Origin of the sequence: Micromonospora sp. WMMD1274, assembly GCF_049179035.1 — a bacterium.
GTDB classification, from domain to species: domain Bacteria; phylum Actinomycetota; class Actinomycetes; order Mycobacteriales; family Micromonosporaceae; genus Micromonospora; species Micromonospora tulbaghiae.
The window spans coordinates 735923-755732 of the sequence record NZ_JBMHMG010000001.1; the positions used below are offsets into that span (position 1 = coordinate 735923).

A 19810-nucleotide genomic window follows, 5' to 3' on the forward strand; every position below is an offset into this window, starting at 1 on the left:
GGGGGCCCTTCCTCGTCACGCTCGGGTCAGCGGACCATGCTGCCGACGACCGGCTTGGTGAGCAGCGCGGACTGGTTGCGCTGGATGCCCGGGTCGAGCGTCTTGGCCACGAAGATGGCGTGCCAGATGCAGAAGATCAGCACGGTCCACACCTTGCGGGAGTGGTCGGCCTCCTCCCGCTTGTGCTCGTCCAGCAGGCGCAGCGCGTACGACAGGTCGATCAGGTCACCCGCGCCCGAGGTGGACAGCACGTGCCGCGCCCACTCGTACATCTCGCCGCGCAGCCAGACCCGGGTCGGGGTCGGGAAGCCCAGCTTCTTGCGGTTGACGATGGCCGGCGGCACGACGCCCTGCAGCGCCTGGCGCATCGCGTACTTGGTGGCCTCGGAGCGGGGCGGCAGCTTCAGGTCGACCGGGATGCCGGCGGCGACGTTGAACACCTCCCGGTCCAGGAACGGCACCCGCACCTCCAGCGAGTGCGCCATCGAGATCCGGTCGGCCTTGACCAGGATGTCGCCGCGCAGCCAGGTGTAGAGGTCGACGTACTGCATCTTGGTGACGTCGTCCAGCTCGGTGCACTCGGCGTAGATCGGCGCGGTCACGTCGGTGTAGCGCACCGAGGGGTCGTAGCGGCGCAGCAGGTGCTGCTTCTCCTCCTCGGTGAACATCCGGGCGTTGCCGTAGTAGCGCTCCTCGATCGGGGTGGTGCCGCGCTCCAGGAAGCTCTTGCCCTTGACGCCCTGCGGGATGGCCTTGGACACCGCGCGCAGGCCCTTCTGCACGCCGTCGGGCAGGCTGTTGACCGCGTTGAGCGACAACGGCTCCCGGTAGATCGTGTAACCGCCGAAGAACTCGTCCGCGCCCTCACCGGACAGCACCACCGTGACGTGCTCGGCGGCCTTCTTCGCCACGAAGTACAGCGGCACCAGCGCCGGGTCGGCGACCGGGTCGTCCAGGTGCCAGACGATCTTCGGCAGCGCCTCGATCATGTCCTGCGGCCCGATCTTGGTCGGGATCGTGGTCACGTCGAGGTGCCGGGCCGAGTCCTGGGCCACGTCGATCTCGGAGTAGCCCGGCACGTCGTAGCCGACGGTGAAGGTGAGGATGTTCGGGTTGAACTCGCGGGCCAGCGCCACCACGGCGGTGGAGTCGATGCCGCTGGACAGGAACGAGCCGACCGGCACGTCCGAGCGCATGTGCATCCGGACGCTCTCGCGCAGCGTCTCCCGGATGTCGTGGTAGAGCCGCTGCTCGTCGGAGACCGGGGCCGGCCGGAACACCGGGCGGTACCAGCGGCGCACCTCGATCCGGCCACCCGGGGTCCAGGTCAGGTACTCCCCCGAGCCGATCCGGCTGATCCCCTTGTGCAGCGTGCCCGGCTCCGGCACGTACTGGAGGGTCAGGTAGTGGCTCAGGTTGGCGGTGTCGATGCCCGCGTCGCCCTGGTACGCCGAGTGCGCGAACGGCAGCAGCGCCTTCTTCTCCGAGGCGAGGTAGAGGCCGTCCTGGGTTTCCAGGTAGTGCAGCGGCTTGATGCCGAAGTAGTCCCGCGCGCCGAAGGCCCGCCGCTCCTGCCGGTCCCAGATCACGAACGCGAACATGCCGCGCAGCTTGGTGAGCACCTGCTCACCCCAGTAGTGGTAGCCGGCGACGATCACCTCGCCGTCGCCGTTGGTGGCGAACTGGGCGCCGTAGTCGCGGATCAGCTCGTCGCGCAGCTCGATGTAGTTGTAGATCTCGCCGTTGAAGGTGAGCAGGTAACGCCCACCCGCGTAGGGCAGGGGCTCGTGGCTCAGCGCCACGTCGATGATCGCCAGGCGCTTGTGCGCGAACACGCCGTCCGCGTACCGGCCGGAGGCGTCGCCGACCACCTCGACCCCTGTCTCGTCCGGGCCGCGGTGGTGCAGGCACTCCAGTGCGCCGGCGATGTTGTCGCGGTGGGCGGCGGCGTCGCCGCGCGCGCTGAAGAAGGCCAGGAGTCCGCACATGGTCGCCATCTTTCCACGCGCCGGAAGCCGTCGTCGCGGCACCGCAGGCACCTCCCGCTGTCGTGCGCGCGGTACCGTCGGGACCAGCGACGAGGCTCAGGGAGGGGCGGATCATGGCCGAGGAGCGGACCCGGCAGGGCAAGGCGGCGGACGGCACGGAGTCGCACGACCCGGATTTCCCGGAGGCGTTCCTGTCGTTCATGCGGCAGGGCTGGCGGGACACCGAACTGCCGGTCACCCCGCGCCCGGAGGTGCCCAACCACGCCAAGCGGCGGGCCGCGCTGGCCGAGGCCTTCCCGGGCGAGACGCTGGTCATCCCCACTGGCAACGAGAAGGTACGCGCCAACGACACCGACCACCGGTTCCGGCCGGGCAGCGACTTCGCGTACCTGACCGGCGACCTGGAGCCGGACAGCGTCCTCGTGCTGCGGCCGGGCGGCGAGTCCACGCTGTTCATGCGGCCCCGCTCGTCCCGGGCGACCGACGAGTTCTTCCGCAGCCGCCACGGCGAGCTGTGGGTGGGCCGCCGGCCGACGCTGCGGGAGAAGTCCACCGAGCTGGGCCTGCCGACGGCCGACCTGAGCGAGCTGGACGCGGCGCTGGCCGAGCTGGCGCCGGGGCGTACCCGGGTGCTCCGCGGTTTCGACGCCCGGGTGGACGCGGCCGTGCGTCCCTACGACGGCGCGCGCGCCGAGGGGCAGCCCGGCCGCGACCGGGAGCTGGCGATCGCGATCTCCGAGCTGAAGCTGGTCAAGGACGAGTGGGAGATCGCGCAGCTCCAGGAGGCGTGCGACGCCACGGTGCGCGGCTTCGAGGACGTGGCACGGGCGCTGCCGGCCGACCGCGGGGTCTCCGAGCGGCTGCTGGAGGGCGTCTTCGCGCTGCGCGCCCGGCACGACGGCAACGACGTGGGCTACGGCTCGATCGTCGGGGCGGGCGAGCACGCCACGATCCTGCACTGGGTGCACAACCACGGCGCGACCCGTCCGGGTGAGCTGCTGCTGATGGACATGGGCGTGGAGAACCGCAACCTCTACACCGCCGACGTGACCCGGGTGCTTCCCATCGACGGCCGGTTCACGCCGTTGCAGCGTCAGGTCTACGACGCGGTGTACGCCTCGCAGCAGGCCGGCATCGAGATGTGCCGGCCCGGCGTGGCGTTCCGGGACGTGCACCTGGCCTCGATGCGGGTGCTGGCCGAGGCGCTGAAGGATCTCGGGCTGCTGCCGGTGAGTGTGGACGAGGCGATGGACCCGGCCTCCACGGTCTACCGGCGGTGGACGCTGCACGGCACCAGCCACATGCTCGGCATCGACGTGCACGACTGCGCCAACGCGCGCAAGGAGACCTACCGCGAGGGGCCGCTCGGCGAGGGGTACGTGCTCACCGTCGAGCCGGGGCTCTACTTCCAGCCGGAGGACGAGCTGGTTCCGGAGGAGCTGCGGGGCATCGGCGTGCGGATCGAGGACGACATCCTGGTCACCGCGGACGGTCCGGTGAACCTGTCGGCCGGGCTGCCGCGTGCCTCCGCCGAGGTGGAGACCTGGCTGGCCGAGCAGCGTGAGGCGGGCCCGCGCCTGCCCGGCTGATCCTCGCGGCCGCGATCTCCGGCGGGCCCCACCACCGCGCCTTCTCCGGGCAGGTGGTGGGGCCCGCCGTCGTCTGGGCCGTTGCGGTCCCCCTGACGTGGTTGGTCACCGACCGCCGTTCGTGGGAGGAATGCGGGCTTTTTTCGGATACGTCTTCCTCGCGAGGAACCTTCTCATACGGTGCTGATCAGAGGCTACAACCGGTTTGTAGCTGGTCGCCCGGCCTGGGGCGGTGCGACCCGTTTGGGAAGAACCGAAAGGGCTCTCATGTCGAACGACGTAACGACACCCGACGGCGGCGCTCCGATGGCGCCCCCGCCGCGGACGAGCAAACGGCGGGCGCTCTGGGTCGCCACCGGCGTGGCCGGGCTGACCGGCGTCGTCGGGCTGGCGGCGCTCGGCGGTCTCGCCGCCCGCGACGACAAGTCCGGCACCGAACCGGTGGCGGAGAACCACGCCGCCGCGCCGCAGAACGCCGGTGACGAATCCCGCGCCGAGGGCGGGAAGGACGGCGAGAAGGGCGAGGACGGGTACGGCAAGGACGGCAAGGACCGTGGCGAGTGGGGCGCGGACAAGGGCGAGTGGGGCAAGGACGGCAAGGACGACCACGGCAAGACCCGCGAGGTCGCCTGCGACGACGACGCCCTGGTCGACGCCCTCGAACTGGCCAACCGCGACCACGGCGGCACCATCAAGCTCGCCGAGAACTGCACCTACGAACTCGGCGTCAAGGACCGCAAGTTCGGCTCCGCCCTGCCCGAGATCAAGCAGGACGTCACCATCAAGGGCAACGGCTCCACCATCAAGCGCGACGCCGAAGACACCTTCCGCATCTTCCGCGTCGTCGACGGCGGCGACCTCACCCTCAAGGACCTCACGGTCTCCGGCGGAAACGCCAACGAGTTCAAGTACCCCGGACCGTCGGTGCCGAAGGCGGCCGGACCGGACGGCAAGGACGACGACAAGCGGTTCGAGGGTGACGGCGGCGCGCTCCTGGTCGAGCGCGGCGGCAGCGCGCACCTGCACAGCGTGAAGCTGGTCGACAACAACGCCGAGGGCGACGGCGGCGCCATCGCCAACTACGGCCGCACCTGGCTCAAGGAGAGCAAGGTCGTCGACAACCACGCCCAGGGCGACGGCGGCGGCGTCTACAACGAGGGCATCCTCAAGGTCGAGGAGACCCACGTCGACGACAACACCGCCGGCGGCAACGGCGGCGGCATCGCCAACGGCGGCGGTGCGCACCACGACGGGCCGGTCGACCTGGCCTCGGCCGCGAAGGCCGACAAGGGCGAGCACGGCAAGCACCGCGCGGGCACCGTCGAGATCACCGGGGCGTACGAGGGCAAGGACGCCTCACTGAGCACGCTGAGCCACAACCGGGCGGGTCGCAACGGTGGTGGCGTGTTCAGCAGCGGCGGCTGGGTCACGGTCTCGTTCACCGCCATCGGCGGCAACGTCGCCTGCGAGAACGGTGGTGGCGTCTACGCCGAGAACACCGATCTGCTGCTGGAGAAGGTCCACGTGGCGGGCAACCACGCCGACGGCGACGGTGGCGGCGTGGTGACGACCGGCGGGCGGGACTGGGCCGGCAACGGCGCCGAGAAGGACGGCCTCGCGGGGAGCGCCACGATCGCCGACAGCGCCGTCGTGGACAACACGGCCGGGCGGTTCGGCGGCGGCATCTACAACGGCGAGTGGCTCATCAAGATCGAGGACGGCTTCCTCGCCCGCGACCACGACAAGGACGACAACGCCACCCTCACCATCCGCGACACCGACATCAAGGGCAACACCGCCCTCAACGGCGGAGGCATCTTCAACAACAAGGCGAAGATCACCCTCACCAAGACCCACGTCACCAAGAACACCGCCACCGACTCCAGCAAGCTCCACCGGGTCGCCGGCGGCGTCCTCAACAACGAAGGACGCGTCAAGCTCGACGACAAGTCCCTCATCAGCAACAACGACCCCACCAACTGCGCCAACACCGTCGAGGACTGCTTCAACTGACGGAACCACCACATAACCGGGGAGCCCTCCCCGCGCCACGGCGCGAGGAGGGCTCCCACCCCGGAGCAGCCCTACTGGCCGCGGTGTCCCCCGCCGGGGCATCCGGACCGCACTGCGCCCGCCCATCCCACCCGCACCCTTATGCGGGTTTTTTTCGTGTATGACCACGAGGCGAAGAAGGTTCTCATACGGTCATCTTCAGCAGCTACAACCGATTTGTAGCGAAGGCCGCCTCGCCAGGGCGAAGCGACCTTGTCAGGTACAAGGAGAGGGCAGAGAGCTCCGATGTCCAACTACCTTCGCAATAACGATGACGCCACCAGCAAGACCATCTCCCCGCTCCGGCGTCGCCGGATGTGGCTCGCCACCGGCGTTGTGGGCCTGACCGGAGCGGTCAGCCTCGCCGGCGTGGCCTACGCGACCACCGGTGCCACCGGCCCGCACCGGCTCGCCGACGTCAAGTGGTCGACCACGCAGCAGCTCAGCGACGGCGACCACGGCGACAAGGGTGAGTACGGCAAGGACGGTTACGACAAGGACGGGCACGAGAAGGACGGGTACGGCAAGGACGGCAAGGACCGTGGCCAGGAAGGCCGCGACCGTGGCGAGTGGGGCCCGGACAAGGGCGAGTGGGGCAAGGACGGCAAGGACGACCACGGCAAGACCCGCGAGGTCGCCTGCGACGACGACGCCCTGGTCGACGCCCTCGAACTGGCCAACCGCGACCACGGCGGCACCATCAAGCTCGCCGAGAACTGCACCTACGAACTCGGCGTCAAGGACCGCAAGTTCGGCTCCGCCCTGCCCGAGATCAAGCAGGACGTCACCATCAAGGGCAACGGCTCCACCATCAAGCGCGACGCCGAAGACACCTTCCGCATCTTCCGCGTCGTCGACGGCGGCGACCTCACCCTCAAGGACCTCACCGTCAAGGGCGGAAACGCCAACGAGTTCAAGTACCCGGGTGGCGGGGCTCCCGGCGGCGGCCAGCCGCCGGCCGCCGCTCCGGCTGCCGCCCCGGCGGTGGCGGCCCCGGCCGCGGCCCCGGCTGTCGCGGCTCCGGCCGCGGCGACCACTGCCGTCACTGCCGCGCCGGTCGCCGACGGCGGCATGAACGGCGGCAAGGACGACGACAAGCGCGTCGAGGGTGACGGCGGCGCACTGCTCGTCGAGCGCGGCGGCAGCGCCTACCTGGACAACGTCAAGCTGGTCGACAACAACGCCGAGGGCGACGGCGGCGCCATCGCCAACTACGGCCGCACCTGGCTCAAGGAGAGCAAGGTCGTCGACAACCACGCCCAGGGCGACGGCGGCGGCGTCTACAACGAGGGCATCCTCAAGGTCGAGGAGACCCACGTCGACGACAACACCGCCGGCGGCAACGGCGGCGGTGTGGCCAACGGCAGCGGCCTGTCCGGTGGGCACGGCCCGGCGGCCTCCGCCGCGCCGAAGGGCTACGACAAGAAGGAGAAGCACCACGAGGCCGGCACGGTCGAGATCTACGGTTCCGACCACGGCAAGGACGGCGTGAAGTCGAGCCTGTCGGACAACCGCGCCGGCAAGAACGGTGGCGGCCTGTTCAGCAGCGGCGGCACCGTCACGGTGTCCTTCACCGCGATCACGGGCAACACCGCCTGCGAGAACGGTGGCGGCGTCTACGCCGAGAACACCGACCTCGACCTGGACAAGGTGCACGTCGCCAAGAACCACGCCGACGGCGACGGAGGCGGTGTCGTGGTCACCGGCGGCAAGCACTGGGGCTACCCGAACGACAAGGAGCACGCCAGCGCCACGATCGCCGACAGCAAGATCGCCGACAACACCGCCAACCGGTTCGGCGGCGGCATCTACAACGGCGAGTGGCTCATCAAGATCGAGGACGGCTTCCTCGCCCGCGACCACGACAAGGACGACAACGCCACCCTCACCATCCGCGACACCGACATCAAGGGCAACACCGCCCTCAACGGCGGAGGCATCTTCAACAACAAGGCGAAGATCACCCTCACCAAGACCCACGTCACCAAGAACACCGCCACCGACTCCAGCAAGCTCCACCGGGTCGCCGGCGGCGTCCTCAACAACGAAGGACGCGTCAAGCTCGACGACAAGTCCCTCATCAGCAACAACGACCCCACCAACTGCGCCAACACCGTCGAGGACTGCTTCAACTGACCTGACGGTCCGCCGGTACGCGACCGGCCCCCTGCCACGTGACGTGGCAGGGGGCCGGTCGGCCTTGCCGGTCAGCTCTGGACGAACACCGCCACGCTGCGCGCGGGCACGGTGAACGTGCCGGCGGCCCGGTCGAACGACGCGGTACGCAGCGCCGGGTCGGCCGAGTTCCGCAGCACCGGATGCAGCGCCACGTTCGCCCCGCGCAGCCCGGTGACGGTCTGCTCCGCCGTCTCCGGCGTGGCGTTGAAGACGACTGTCACCGACTTCCACTTCCCGTCCAGCCCTCGCGCGTCGAGGGTCATGGTGAGCACGCCCGGGGTCTCCTTCGTCCCGGACAGCGGGAACGCCACCCGCTTCTGCACCTGCTCGGCTGTGTCGAGCCCGAACACCGGCGAGGACCGGCGGACGCGCAGCAGCTCCGCGTACCGGGCGTCGGCCAGCTCGATCGCCGCGCAGTCCGGCACCAGCGACGGATCGGCCAGCAGCGGCTTCGCGTACGACCACTTGTCCTTGTTGTCCGCCTCCGGCGGCAGGCCGGCGCCGAACCCGTTGCCCTGGGCGCAGTCCCACCGGATCTGGTTGAACCAGTCACCGGAGTTGTACGAGTTGCGGTCCAGCGACTTCGAACGCAGCCGCTCGGAGCCGGCGGTCACGAACCCGGCGCCCTGCCCGAGCGCTGTGGTCGCCAGCGCGAGCACCTGCATCCGGGCCCGGTCCTGTGCCGAGGTCCCCTGCGGCAGCTTGTACGCCAGCGCGTCGTACAGGATCTCGTTGTCGTGCGCGTCGACGTAGGTGACCGCCTCGCCCGGCGCGGCCGTGTATCCGGCCGGGGCGCCGTTGTAGTCGACCTGGGCGCCGGTGACCCGCTTGCCGGTGGAGTCGGTGAACCGGTAGCCGCGCAGGTTCCCGGTCAGCCCCACCTTGATCAGGTCGTGCTGGTGCAGCAGCCGGGCCCGCTGCTCGGCCGCCGGGCCGTTCACCTCGTCACCGTTGGGGTCGGTGTAGAGGCCGGAGGCGAAGCCCTGCACCCGCGGGTTGGCGTCGAACGGGCCGCCGCCGCGCACCGCGTCGCGGAGCCGGTCGTTGAACGTGCCGACGCCGGTGCCGGCCATGTTGGCCTGGGTGGCCTGCGTGAACCGGGCGTCGTCGGCGACCTCGCCGAAGTTCCAGCCCTCGCCGTACAGCAGGATCTTGCGACCGTCCACGCCGTCGCGGGCGAGCGTGAGCTTGTCCAGCGCGGCCCGTACGGCCAGGATGTTCGCCTTCGGGTGGTGGCCCATCAGGTCGAACCGGAACCCGTCCACCTTGTACGCCTTGGCCCAGGTGACCAGCGAGTCCACCACGAGCTTGCCCATCATGGCGTGCTCCGGGGCGGTGTTGGCGCAGCAGGTGGAGTTCGCGACGGTCCCGTCGTCCAGCAGCCGGTGGTAGTAGCCGGGCACCACCTGGTCGAGCACCGACTTCGGGTCGGCGCCGGCGGCCGAGGTGTGGTTGTAGACCACGTCCATGACCACCCGCAGGCCGGCCTGGTTCACCCCGGCGACCATCCGGCGGAACTCGGTGGTGCGCTTCGCGCCGTTCGGGTCGACGGCGTACCCGCCCTCGGGCACCGTGTAGTGCAGCGGGTCGTACCCCCAGTTGTAGCCGTCGGTGCCGGCGACCGCCGCGACGCATTTCTGCTGTTCGTCGGAGTCCGGCGGCAGCGCGGCCAGGTCGCAGGCCGGCCGGGCCTGGTCGGCCCGCTTCTCCGGGATGGTGGCGAAGTCGAAGGCCGGCAGCAGGTGCAGGTGGTTGACCCCGGCGTCGCCGAGCGCCCGCAGGTGCTTCATGCCTGCCGTGTTCGGGTCGGTGAACGCCAGGTAGGTGCCCCGGCGCTCGGCCGGGACCGTGGTGTCGGCGATGGAGAAGTCCCGCACCGACAGCTCGGAGATCTGGACCTTCGACGCCGGCGGGGCGGCCGGCTTGCGCAGGTTCGCCCAGCCGGCCGGTGCGAGCGCCGGGTCGGTCAGGTCGACGATCTGGCTGTGCGTGGAGTTCGGGGCGAGCGCCACCGAGTAGGGGTCGGTCACCGACGCGGTGACCATCTTCTGCGTGGCCGGCTGCCACGCCTGCACCCGATAGCGGTAGTAGCGGCCGTTCCACGCCTTCGTGCCGCGTACCGACCAGACGCCGGTGCGGTCGTCGCGGCGCATCGCCACGCTGGTCGGCTGGGCCGTGGGCGAGTCGTACAGCTCCAGCGAGACGGTCCGCGCGGTCGGCGCCCACACCGCCAGGGTGGGCACCCGACCGGCGAACGTCGGGCCGAGCTTCGCGCCGGTCGCCGCCGCGTAGACGTCGTCGAGCACGCCGGGGATCTGCACGCCGGTGGCGGCGAGCAGCGCACCGTCGGCGTCCCGCTCGGTCACCACGATCTGGCCGCGCAGCGCCGCCGGCACCCGGGCCAGGTCGGCGCGGTCGAGCGTGAAGGCGTGCGAGGCCCAGAGATGGGGGTACGCCTGCCGTTGCGCCTCGGTCAGCCCGTTGCGCTGCGCCCGCAGCCCGATGGTGGTGTACGTGCCGGTCAGCTCGCCGTCGGCGAGGCCGATCCCACCGGCCGGGGCGACGGCGAGCGCGTACCGCCTGCCGTCGGTCGGCCCGGTCGCCCAGGCGACTGTGGACCTGTCGATCCACTGCGCCTTCTGCTTGGTCAGGTCGAGGTCCTTGGCGGCGCCGGACGTGGTGGTGGGCAACAACCGTCCCTTGACGCCGGCGAGCAGCCACACCTCGCGTCCGGCGGAGGCGAAGTCGAGCCGCTGGTCCTCGGGCTGGTCCTTCTCGTCACCGGAATGAATGATGTAGCTCAGCCCGGTCGCCCCGGCGGCGAGGGGCACCCGGAACACCGCCCCGTACGCGTCGATCTTCTCGGGCTTGAGCGGGGCGGCCCAGTCGGTCGGGGTGGCCGCGCCGTCCCACAGGTGCAGGCCCCAGCCGTCGTAGTTCCCGTCGGCCTTGCGCCAGTGGATCAGCGCCGTGTCCTGGGCGACGGGCGGGTCGGGCTCGCCGGTGGCGGCCTGCCGCGTCGGGTAGACCGCCGGGTCGCCCTGCTTGACCCAGACCTCGCCGGTCGCAGTCACGTCGATGGTGCGGTCGTTCGCGACGTCCTTGTTGCCGTCGCCGTCGATCACGAGGAATCCGACCGACTTCGCGCCGGGCTTGAGCTTGACCCAGGCGAACCGGCCGTACGAGTCCTCACCGGCGAACGGCTGCCCGGCGGGCCACTGCGTCACGTACGCCGGGTCGATGTCGCCCCAGGCGTACAGCCGCCAGTCGTCGTACCCGCCGGCCGGGCGCTGGTAGTGCACGATCGCCCAGTCGCGTGACGCGCCCTGTGCGGGGGTGCCGACGGTGCCGGTGGCGCGGGCGGTGGCGGTGCGGCCCTTGCCGTCGCGGACCACCGCCTTGTACTCCACGCGGGTGCCGCCGGGCAGGCCGGTCAGGTCGTGGTGCACGGTGTACGGCGCGCGCTGCGCGCTGCCCAGCAGCGTCCACTTGCCGCCCGCGACCCGGGCGGCGAACGTGACGGTGGCGAGCGGGTCGCCGGTCACCTGGGCGGTGACGGCGGCCTTGCCGGGGACCGGGGTGTCGCCCGGCTCGGTGATCGTGATCGTCGGTGCCCCGGCCTGCGGGATCGCCCGGTCGGCCTTCAGCACCAGCGCCGACATCGCCGGCACTGTGACGCTCAGCTTGCCGTCCGCGCCGGCAGTCGCGCCCGCGGCGCCGCCGTACACGCCGGTGAAGCGGGCGCCGGCCGACCAGGTGTCCACCGTGACAGTCTGCGGCGTCGCGGCGTTGTTCACCGCCGCCACGTACTCGATCCGGTCGGCGGGCAGGACGCGGGAGAACACGAACACGCCCGGCCCGTCGGCCGCGTGCCGGGTCACCTGCACGCCGTCGCGCAGCGCCGGGTGCGCCGACCGCAGCTCGCCCAGCTCGGCGATGGTCCGGTAGAGCGGGTGGCGGGTGTCGTACTGGTCGGCGGCGTGGGTACGGGTGGTGCCGATCAGGTCGTCGTCGAGGTAGTCGGCGGTCCGTGAGGCGAACATGTCCTGCCGGGCGTCCTTGTCGCCGCCCGGTCCGGTGAAGCCCTGCTCGTCGCCGGAGTAGACGACCGGCTGGCCCCGGGTGAGGAACATGAGCTGGTGCGCGAGCCGGCTGCGGTTCAGCTGGGTGGCGTCGTCACCGCCGGCGGCGGCGACGAACGAGCCGATCCGGCCCATGTCGTGATTGCCCAGGAACGTGGTGAGCCGGTTGGCGTTCGTGTCCCGCGCGGAGTACAGGTCGTCCTTGGCGTAGACGTCGGCGAGCGCCTTGGCCGAGCCGTCGGCGGCGGCGTACCCGCGTGCCGCCTCCTGGAACGAGAAGTCGAGCGTGGCGGGCAGTCCGCCCTGCCGCACGTAGGTGGACTGGATCTCCTGCTCGGCGCTGTAGACCTCGCCGAACATGAAGAAGTCCTTCTTGCCGGCCTTGGCCGCGGCGGCTTCGACGCCGCGCGCGAACTGCGGCCAGAAGTCGAGGTTCGTGTGCTTGACCGTGTCGAGGCGGAACCCGTCCACGCCGGCCTTGCCGATCCACTGGGCGTAGATGTCGGTCATGCCGCGGACCACCTCGGGACGTTCGGTCCACAGGTCGTCGAGGCCGAAGAAGTCGCCGTACTCGCTGTTCTCCCCGGCGAACGTGGAGTCACCGCGGTTGTGGTACATGGTCGGGTCGTTCAGCCACGCCGGCACCTTGACCTTCGCGTCGGCCGGGGTGGCGAACACCGGGGTGTACGGGAACGACTTCTCGTTCACCGCCGGGAACCTCCGGGTGCCGTCGGCGTAGTTGCGGTCCTCGAAAGGGCGTCCCTGCGCGTCGCGGTAGGGGGCGGTCTTCTTGTCCACGTAGCCGTACTTGTCCTCGGCGTACCGGATGACGTCGGCGGTGTGGTTGACGATGATGTCGAGGTAGACCTTGATACCCCGCCGGTGGGCCAGGTCGACCAGCTTCTTCAGCTCGGCGTTGGTGCCGAAGTGCGGATCGACCTGGGTGAAGTCGGTGATCCAGTAGCCGTGGTAGCCGGCCGAGACGTCCGCGCCGGTGCCCTGCACCGGCCGGTTCTTGAAGATCGGCGCGAGCCAGATGGCTGTGGTGCCGAGGCCCTGGATGTAGTCCATCCGGTCGATCAGGCCCTTGAGGTCGCCACCGTGGTAGAAGCCCTTGTCGGTCGGGTCGAGGCCGGTGGTGAGCCGGCCGCCGGTCAGGCCGCCGGTGTCGTTGCGCTTGTCGCCGTTGGCGAACCGGTCCGGCAGGACGAAGTAGAACTGCTCGGCCTTCTTGGTGCCGGCGGCGGCCTTGAGCAGAGCGTCGGGGGACGGCTCGCGGTTCCACTGCGGAGCGTTGCCGGCGGCCAGGACGTCGGGGGTGGCGGCCGGGCCGGTGGCGTCGGCGCCGAGCTGGTGGAGGGCCACCGGCACGCCGACGAGAGTGAGTACGAGGGAGGTGACCAGGGCGAGCAGCGCCTTGGGGGATATCGGCGGCGGTTTCATCGACGGCCTTTCTCTGGTCGCTGATTCGCCCGCACGCTAGCCCTTGCCGAAACATTCTGCAATACCTTGCAAACACTGCCGCAATAAAGCAGTCACCTTGCAAGAGGAGGCATCCGACGCCGACCCCTGGCGGGCCGCGCGACCTACCGTTCGGCGCAGGGTGTGCCGTCGACGGTGCAGCTCACCGGCCGGGTGCCGGCCCGCTCGATGTGGAACCGCACCGGCAGCGACTGCCCGGGGGCCAGGTCGAACCCGCTGCGGTAGGTGAACACGCCGTCGTCGAAGCGGAACACGCCCTGCTCGGCGCCCTCGACCCAGGCGGTGACCAGCCGGCCACCCGGGAACACCGCGCGCACCGTCCAGCCCCGCGCCGTACGCGCGGTGTTGACCAGCAGCACCTCGCCGATGAAGCCGCCGTCGAAGGCGCTCATCACGCTGTACCGGCCGGTCACCGCGGACGGCGGCGGCGCGGGAGGCGGCGGCGGGGGCAGCACCGGCCGGGCCACGCCCCGAGGGCTGGGGGTCGGCGCGGCCGGCGTCGGCCGGGCGGGCAGCACCGTGGACCGGGGAGACAGGCCCGGCACCACCGGAGCGGTGGCGGCCACCGGCGACGGGCCGGTGGCGCTGACCGCCGTGGGCGTCAGCGGGACGTGCGGCAGCGACATCACCGGATCCGCCGGACCGGCCGCCGGGAACGTACGCCGGCCCCGCACCGAGCCGAGCGCCACCACCAGCAGGACCACCATCACGACCACGCCCGCGGCGACGAGGATCCAGGGGGACGAGGTCATGGCGGTCCCGGGCTGCGGGCCGGGACGACGCGTGCGGGACATGGTCCTCCTGTCGGGGTCCGGGCCAGCGTAGCCACACGGACCGGGTCGCGGCGAGCACTCCGATCGGGGCCTGCCGCACGGCGTGGACACCTGATACCTTGCACGCCGATCAATGACCACAATGGCTCGTCGAGCCGGTAGGACGGTTGGCCAGTGAGTGAGTGGCAGGGCAACATCCGGCGGGCGTCCACGGCGGACGCAGCCGTCGTGACCGCGATCCTCGCCGAGGCGTTCATGCGGGATCCGGTGAGCGGCTGGGTCTTCCCGGCCGACGACCACCGCGCCCGGGTCCATCCCGCCTTCTTCGGACCGTTCGTCGCGCTGGCGCTGCGCACCGGTGAGGTGCACGTCGCCGGAGACGGCCTGGGCGCCACGCTCTGGCTGCCCACCGGCGAAGGACACGACGCCGACGAGGGCGACGAGTTCGACGAGATGGAGGCCGCGATCGGCGCGGAGGCCATGAAGCGGTTCGGTGTGCTGGACGAGATGATGAGCGCCCGGCACCCGGCTGAGCCGCACTGGTACCTGCCCTTCATCGCGGTACACCCCGACCATCACGGCAAGGGCGTCGGCTCGGCGCTGCTGCGTAACAAGCTGGCCGAGCTGGATCAGGCCGGCACCGCGGCGTACCTGGAGGCCAGTTCGCCGCGCAACGCCGCGCTCTACGAGCGGCTCGGATTCCGGCGCCGCCCGCTCACGCTGGACCTGCCGGAGGGCCCCAGCCTCTACCCGATGTGGCGCGACCCGACCTGACCGGCGCCGTCCCGCCCCGGCTCGGCCCGGGGCGGGACGTCATCGCCGTACCGTCGTGGTGGTGACGTCTAGCGCGCCCACGACGGCGGCGAGCAACCCTTCGAGCTGAGCCGGCAGGAACCGGCGGCAGTCGCGCATCCGCGTGGCCACCTGCGGATCGAAGATGTGCGCGGCCAGCCCGACCGCCTCGGCGAGGGTCGCCAGCAGCAGCGTCCCCGGGTCCAGCTCGGCCGGGGAGGAGTGCATCAGCATCGCGGTCAGCCGCACCCGCGGTGAGGCCGCCTGGTTCGGGTCGATGGCCGGCCAGCGCACCATCCGGCCGATCAGCTTGCCCTGCTCACGGCGGAGCACGCCGGCGGTGACCAGCCGGGTGCCCACCCGCTCGTTGATGTTGAGCTGCGTCCGCAGGTAGCGGATCCACAGCCGGGCCGGATGCGCCCCCTCGCGGCGCAGGATCTCGGTGATCAGCAGGTCGGTGAGCGGCTCCTGCCACAGCCGCGGATCGACAGCGGCGATCCCCCCTCCGTCGAGGGCGATCCGGCCCTCGAACATCAGCTCGGCGAGCGCGGCGCCGGCCAGCCCGCACTCCAGCCGGTCGACGGCGACATGTGGCTTGCCGGTGAACTCGTCGTGTCCGATAAGGAACAGCGCATCCGCAAGCCGGTAAGTGGCCTGCGCCCCGGGGTAGGTCATGGTCCATCCTCGAACGGTGGCCGTGATCGTCGACACGGGACGGTACGGCATGACCACGCACAGCTCAATTCCGGCCGATCACGCGCACCCCAATCGATATCGAAGCGGGGTTGTCACGATCAGTGATCACCAATACCCTGCTTCAGGTTGTTCCGAAGTAGACACCTCAATCCCCTCACCCCCTCCCCTGGAGAAGCCTTGTCCTCCGATCCGTTCTTCTCCGACGGTGGGCTGCGCCGCGGTCGTCTCGGCACCGCTCACCTCGTCTTCTTCACCGTCGCCGCGTCCGCCCCGCTGACCGTTCTCGGCGGTGGTGTCACCACCATGTACGCGGTCAGCGGCAACATCGGCGCCGCGCTCGGATACGTGCTCCTCGCCGCCGTGCTGGCCGTCTTCGCCACCGGCTACGCCGCGATGAGCCGGTACGTCGCCAACGCCGGCGCGTTCTACGCGTACATCGCCAACGGTCTCGGCCGGGCCGGCGGGGTGGCCGGCTCGGCTGTCGCACTGGCGGCGTACAACGCGATCCAGATCGGTCTCTACGGCCTGCTCGGCGCGATCCTGGGCGACTTCATGGACGCCAAGACCGGCATCAGCCTCGACTGGTGGGTCTGGGCGCTGCTGGCCTGGGTGTTCATCGGCGCGCTCGGCGTCCTGCGCATCGACCTCAACGCCACGGTCCTCGCGGTGCTGCTCATCCTCGAGTGCGTGGCCGTGCTGATCTTCGACCTGGTCGCCTTCGCCAACCCCGACGGCGGCACCGTCACCACCGCCGGCATCAGCCCCGGCCACCTGTTCGGCGCCGGCTTCGGCGCGGTGCTCGCGTTCACCATCGCCTCCTTCACCGGCTTCGAGAGCGGCGCCATCTACAGCGAGGAGGTCAAGGACCCGCGGCGCACCGTGGCCCGGGCCACCTACATCGCGGTCGCGTTCACCGGCCTGTTCTACGCCTTCTCCGCCTGGGCGCTCACAGTGCTCACCGGTCCGGAGAACGCCCCGGCGGCCAGTGCCGAGGCGGGGCCGGGCATCATCTTCGGCGCGCTCGACCAGTACACCGGCGCGGTCGTCGCGGACATCGCCAACGTCCTGTTCATCACCAGCGTGCTGGCCGCCCTGCTGTCGTTCCACAACGGCGTGGCGCGTTACCTGTTCGCCCTGGGCCGGGAGCGGGTGCTGCCGGGCTTCCTCGGCGCCACCTCCAGCCGCAGCGGCGCGCCCGTCGCGGGCTCGCTCGTGCAGAGCGTCCTCGCAGTGGTGGTGTTCCTGGCGTTCGCGATGACCGGCCGTGACCCGGTCATCGACCTGTTCACCTGGCTGTCCGGCGCCGCGGCGGTCGGCGTCGTGCTGCTGATGACGCTCACCTCGGCCTCCGTGGTGGGCTTCTTCCGGGGCCGCCCCGGCCCGGAGAGCGCCTGGCAGCGGGCGATCGCCCCGGCGCTCGGCACGGTCCTGCTCACCGCCGTGCTGCTGGTGCTGCTGTTCAACTTCGACGCGCTGCTCGCCCCCGACACCGCGAGCTACCTGAAGTGGCTGCTGCCGGCGATCCCGGTGGCGGCGGGCGTGGTCGGCCTGATCTGGGGCGCGATCCTGCGTACCAGCCGGCCGGACACGTACCGCCGGATCGGCCAGGTCACCGAGGAGGGCCTGCACGAGCCCGGCCTGCACCCGGCGCCCGAGGCCGACCGCTGGGCCGGCGCCCACCACCGCTGACGCCCGTCGGCGCGGCGGCCGGCCCGCGTGGCCGGCCGCCGCGCCAGCACGATCAGGCGGTACGGATGACTGTGCAGATAACCGGGCCGTCCTCGGTGGTGCGCAGCAGGTAGCGGTAGCGCTCGCCGGGGACCGCGCCGCCCTGGCTGTCCAGGAACTCCCAGCGCACCGCCACCTCGGTGAGCAGCGCGGAGATCTGCTGCACGTCCTCGATCTGCGCGTTCGCGGCGACGAGTTCCCGCTCCTGGTAGTCGGGCGCGGCGCCGACGAAACTGAGCGCCACCGCAGCGGGCGAGGTGAACGAGAAGCTGTAGGTGTCGGCGACCACCAGCCCGGGCAGGGCGTAGCAGCCGGCGATGGCCGGCACGTCGGCAGTGGTCAGCGCCACGCCGTACCGGTCGAAGAAGTCGGTGAGCGTGTCGAGGTCGGTGGAAGCCGTCACGACGCTCCTCATTACCGGCCCGCCCCGGCGGCAAACCTTCCTCAGCGCGGCGGGATCCGTACCTCGATCTCGGCACCGAGGTGCGCGCCGCCGCTGAGGGCCAGGTCGTCGCCGCTCCAAAACCGGCCCGGGTCGTACCAGTTGGGCCGTCGCCCGGCGGGCAGCAGGCCCATCGCCTCATAGGTCACCGCGACCACCTCGGCGCAGTACGCGGTCTCCAGCGCGGCGGCGTTCTCCCTGCCGGCGTCGCCGATCCTGCTCGTGTCGCCGGTCTCGCCTCGGAGGCCGGTATCGCCTCGGTAACCGGTATCGCCGGCCCTGCCCCGGCTGCCGGCCTCGCCCCTGTCGATGATCCTGTTCAGGATGCCGATCTGGTTCCGGTCGCCGGTCCTGCCCCGGAGGGCGCCGAGGCTCAGGCGGCGCGGGTGCGGCAGCCGGCCCCGCGCCCACCGCCAGGCGAGCTGCGCGGTGGACGGGAACGGCGTGCCGTCCAGGCGAGCCACGGTACGCAGCACCGCCTCCTCCATCGCCGTGCCGGCCGGTGGTTCGAGCTGGCGCAGCCAGCCCCGCTGGCCGTACCGGTTGGCCCAGACGCAGACCGCGTCCCGCAGGTCGTGCAGCTGCACGCCGCGCTGGTGGGTGCCGGTCCACATGTCCGGCAGCGAACGCCCCAGCTCGGCGTGCCACATCAGCGGCGGCATGTCGTCGAGCACCACCGCCATGCCGACGTGGTTCACCGGGCTGTTCGTGGTGAGCTGGATGGCCCGGTCGGGCACGCTGCGTCCGCGGAACACCCACAGGTCGCCGGTGCGGGTCAGCTCCACGGCCTCGTCCAGGCTGATGCTCATGGAGGACTACCCTATGCGGATGCGGCAACGGATGCGGTGGTGGAAGGTACTCGGTCTCGCGGGTCTCGCCGGCGTCGCGGCGACCGGAGTGGTGGTGGCGCGGGCCGAACGGCGGCGCCGGGCGTACACCCCGGAGGAGATCCGGGACCGGCTGCGCGAGCGGCACGCCAAGGCCTCCTCGTCCTGACCGGACAGTCGGGGGCGGCGGATTCTCCTACCATCGCAATGATGGGAACCGTTTTCTGGGAGAGCCCGTTCGTCCTCGATCCTCCGCCCGCCGCCGTCGAGCGGCACGGCGACGTCGACCTGCACGTGCCCACCGGCGACGGCCGGCATCCCGCGGTCGTCGTCGTGCACGGCGTACCGGGACCGCCCGAGGCGCCCGACGCGCGGGACTGGCCGCTCTACCGGGGCTACGGCGCGCTGCTCGCCGAGGCGGGCGTGCTGGCCGCGATCCCCCGGCTCACAGTGGCCAGCCCGGACGACCTGTACACGGTCGCCGCCCGGGTCGCCGCCACCGCCGAACTGCTTCGCGCCGACCCGCGCGTCGACCCCGACCGGCTCGGCCTCTGGTTCTTCTCCGGCGCCGGCCTGCTGCTCGGCGACTGGCTCCGCGACCCGCCGGTCTGGCTGCGCGGCGTGGCCGCGACCTACCCGCTGCTGGCCCCGCTTCCCGGATGGCCCCCGGTGGACCCGCGCTTCCGCCCGATAGACGCCCTCGACCTGCCCGCCGGCGCCGCCCACAGCCCGGCGCACCCGGTCGCCGCCCCGCCCTCGGACGCGGCCGCCCCCGTCGACGCCGATGTCGACGTCACGCGAGCAGCCTCTTCCTCTTCCGATGTCGCGGGGTCCGACGCCGCGCGGGCGGAGGGTGCGGCACGGCCGACGCTCGTGCTGACCCGGGCGGGGCGGGAACGGCCCGAGGTCGCTCCCACCATCGAGGCGTTCACGGTGGTCGCGCGGCGGCGCGGCATCCCGCTGTGCGTGGTGGACGTGCCGAACGGACAGCACGGATTCGAGGCGCTGGACCACACCGAGGAGTCCCGGGCCGCAGTTCGCACCGCCCGCGAAACCCTGCTCACCCTGCTCACCACCCCCTGACCCCGGCCGCACCGCCCATTTTCCAGGACTACTGTCCCGCAAGGCGGAGCGCGCAGAGATCTTGGTAGGAAACGGCCCTCATAGGGGCCATTTCCTAC

At 71.3% G+C, this 19810-nt stretch carries 13 protein-coding genes; 7 read left to right on the top strand and 6 right to left on the bottom strand.

Annotated features, from left to right (window positions below; translation table 11 throughout):
- Positions 1 to 26: 26 nt before the first annotated feature.
- A complete protein-coding gene (gene asnB / locus ACN27D_RS02920) occupies positions 27 to 1988 on the bottom strand; it encodes an asparagine synthase (glutamine-hydrolyzing) (RefSeq protein WP_120568977.1) in 1962 nt (653 codons plus the stop codon).
- 113 nt (positions 1989 to 2101) lie between these two features.
- On the opposite strand from asnB, the gene ACN27D_RS02925 reads away from it, so the two are divergent.
- From ACN27D_RS02925 to ACN27D_RS02935, 3 genes are all read left to right on the top strand, one after another.
- Complete coding sequence (locus ACN27D_RS02925) at positions 2102 to 3577, top strand: aminopeptidase P family protein (protein WP_421498479.1); 1476 nt, start codon at positions 2102 to 2104, stop codon at positions 3575 to 3577.
- Positions 3578 to 3844: 267 nt separating this feature from the next.
- Positions 3845 to 5590, top strand: coding sequence for a hypothetical protein (locus tag ACN27D_RS02930; RefSeq protein ID WP_421498480.1), 1746 nt, complete (start codon positions 3845 to 3847; stop codon positions 5588 to 5590).
- Between the two features lie 285 nt (positions 5591 to 5875).
- Positions 5876 to 7765 carry a hypothetical protein gene (locus tag ACN27D_RS02935; RefSeq protein WP_421498481.1) on the top strand — a complete coding sequence of 630 codons (1890 nt, stop codon included), beginning with the start codon at positions 5876 to 5878 and terminating at the stop codon, positions 7763 to 7765.
- A 71-nt stretch (positions 7766 to 7836) separates the two neighbouring features.
- On the opposite strand, the gene pulA is transcribed toward ACN27D_RS02935, so the two are convergent.
- Positions 7837 to 13332 carry a pullulanase-type alpha-1,6-glucosidase gene (gene pulA / locus ACN27D_RS02940; protein WP_421498482.1) on the bottom strand — a complete coding sequence of 1832 codons (5496 nt, stop codon included), beginning with the start codon at positions 13330 to 13332 and terminating at the stop codon, positions 7837 to 7839.
- A 143-nt stretch (positions 13333 to 13475) separates the two neighbouring features.
- Complete coding sequence (locus ACN27D_RS02945) at positions 13476 to 14165, bottom strand: cellulose binding domain-containing protein (protein ID WP_421498483.1); 690 nt, start codon at positions 14163 to 14165, stop codon at positions 13476 to 13478.
- Between the two features lie 153 nt (positions 14166 to 14318).
- On the opposite strand from ACN27D_RS02945, the gene ACN27D_RS02950 reads away from it, so the two are divergent.
- The gene (locus ACN27D_RS02950; protein WP_421498484.1) at positions 14319 to 14918 is read left to right on the top strand and encodes a GNAT family N-acetyltransferase; all 600 of its coding nucleotides are present in this window, start codon (positions 14319 to 14321) and stop codon (positions 14916 to 14918) included.
- 39 nt (positions 14919 to 14957) lie between these two features.
- Here ACN27D_RS02950 and ACN27D_RS02955 read toward each other — a convergent pair whose 3' ends face one another.
- On the bottom strand, positions 14958 to 15611 hold the full coding sequence (locus ACN27D_RS02955) for a GOLPH3/VPS74 family protein (RefSeq protein ID WP_421498485.1): 654 nt from the start codon (positions 15609 to 15611) through the stop codon (positions 14958 to 14960).
- A 198-nt stretch (positions 15612 to 15809) separates the two neighbouring features.
- On the opposite strand from ACN27D_RS02955, the gene ACN27D_RS02960 reads away from it, so the two are divergent.
- Positions 15810 to 17321, top strand: a complete 1512-nt coding sequence (locus ACN27D_RS02960) for an APC family permease (RefSeq protein ID WP_013475927.1) — start codon at positions 15810 to 15812, stop codon at positions 17319 to 17321.
- A 52-nt stretch (positions 17322 to 17373) separates the two neighbouring features.
- Here the strand turns inward: ACN27D_RS02960 and ACN27D_RS02965 are convergent, their stop codons facing one another.
- A complete protein-coding gene (locus ACN27D_RS02965; RefSeq protein WP_030274248.1) occupies positions 17374 to 17763 on the bottom strand; it encodes a hypothetical protein in 390 nt (129 codons plus the stop codon).
- 41 nt (positions 17764 to 17804) lie between these two features.
- Entirely contained in the window at positions 17805 to 18611 is an 807-nt protein-coding gene (locus ACN27D_RS02970) for a hypothetical protein (RefSeq protein WP_357897397.1), read from the bottom strand.
- On the opposite strand from ACN27D_RS02970, the gene ACN27D_RS02975 reads away from it, so the two are divergent.
- Both ACN27D_RS02975 and ACN27D_RS02980 read left to right on the top strand, forming a co-directional pair.
- Positions 18610 to 18798 carry a hypothetical protein gene (locus ACN27D_RS02975; RefSeq protein WP_141708223.1) on the top strand — a complete coding sequence of 63 codons (189 nt, stop codon included), beginning with the start codon at positions 18610 to 18612 and terminating at the stop codon, positions 18796 to 18798. The two genes, ACN27D_RS02970 and ACN27D_RS02975, sit on opposite strands and share 2 nt — an antisense overlap.
- Positions 18799 to 18839: 41 nt before the next feature.
- Positions 18840 to 19712: a hypothetical protein gene (locus ACN27D_RS02980; protein ID WP_421498486.1), complete on the top strand. Its 873-nt coding sequence runs from the start codon at positions 18840 to 18842 to the stop codon at positions 19710 to 19712.
- Positions 19713 to 19810: the final 98 nt, after the last annotated feature.

Excerpts from the sequence above, each read along its gene's own strand:
- asnB (WP_120568977.1), bottom strand. The coding sequence starts at position 1,988 with ATGTGCGGACTCCTGGCCTTCTTCAGCGCGCGCGGCGACGCCGCCGCC.
- ACN27D_RS02925 (WP_421498479.1), top strand. The coding sequence starts at position 2,102 with ATGGCCGAGGAGCGGACCCGGCAGGGCAAGGCGGCGGACGGCACGGAG.
- ACN27D_RS02930 (WP_421498480.1), top strand. The coding sequence starts at position 3,845 with ATGTCGAACGACGTAACGACACCCGACGGCGGCGCTCCGATGGCGCCC.
- ACN27D_RS02935 (WP_421498481.1), top strand. The coding sequence starts at position 5,876 with ATGTCCAACTACCTTCGCAATAACGATGACGCCACCAGCAAGACCATC.
- pulA (WP_421498482.1), bottom strand. The coding sequence starts at position 13,332 with ATGAAACCGCCGCCGATATCCCCCAAGGCGCTGCTCGCCCTGGTCACC.
- ACN27D_RS02945 (WP_421498483.1), bottom strand. The coding sequence starts at position 14,165 with ATGTCCCGCACGCGTCGTCCCGGCCCGCAGCCCGGGACCGCCATGACC.
- ACN27D_RS02955 (WP_421498485.1), bottom strand. The coding sequence starts at position 15,611 with ATGACCTACCCCGGGGCGCAGGCCACTTACCGGCTTGCGGATGCGCTG.
- ACN27D_RS02975 (WP_141708223.1), top strand. The coding sequence starts at position 18,610 with ATGGAGGACTACCCTATGCGGATGCGGCAACGGATGCGGTGGTGGAAG.
- ACN27D_RS02970 (WP_357897397.1), bottom strand. The coding sequence starts at position 18,611 with ATGAGCATCAGCCTGGACGAGGCCGTGGAGCTGACCCGCACCGGCGAC.
- ACN27D_RS02980 (WP_421498486.1), top strand. The coding sequence starts at position 18,840 with ATGGGAACCGTTTTCTGGGAGAGCCCGTTCGTCCTCGATCCTCCGCCC.